The organism is Priestia sp. SIMBA_032 (assembly GCF_046535215.1).
GTDB classification, from domain to species: Bacteria; Bacillota; Bacilli; order Bacillales; family Bacillaceae_H; genus Priestia; species Priestia aryabhattai.
In genome coordinates, this window is sequence record NZ_JAWRXD010000278.1 from 1 (window position 1) to 337 (window position 337).

Consider the following 337-nt stretch of genomic DNA (forward strand, 5'->3'; position numbering starts at 1 on the left):
AATCAACGATTTCTGTATTTTTAACGAGCACATTGTATTTATTCAGCTTTATCGTGACGCCATTTTATATTATGGCGATTACGCGATTATACTTACAAAAGGTACCGGTTGAAGATGTTTTATTAGAAGAAGGATTAGATTATTCGAAAACGAAAGCAGATAAATGTTTCTTCCAAAAACATCGTTGGAAATTCATTGGCGTATACATTGTAGGGATTATTACTGCGGGAATGGTCGTTGCCTTCATTGTAACGTTTATTTCAAATTCATATAAAGAACCGATTATTATGGCGCACCGCGGGTATATATCAAAAGGCGTAGAAAATACGAAAGAAGC

At 34.7% G+C, this 337-nt stretch carries 1 protein-coding gene; it reads left to right on the forward strand.

The features are described from left to right. A partial coding sequence (locus SB717_RS34365; protein WP_410907322.1) for a glycerophosphoryl diester phosphodiesterase membrane domain-containing protein occupies nt 1–337 on the forward strand: 337 nt, incomplete at both ends.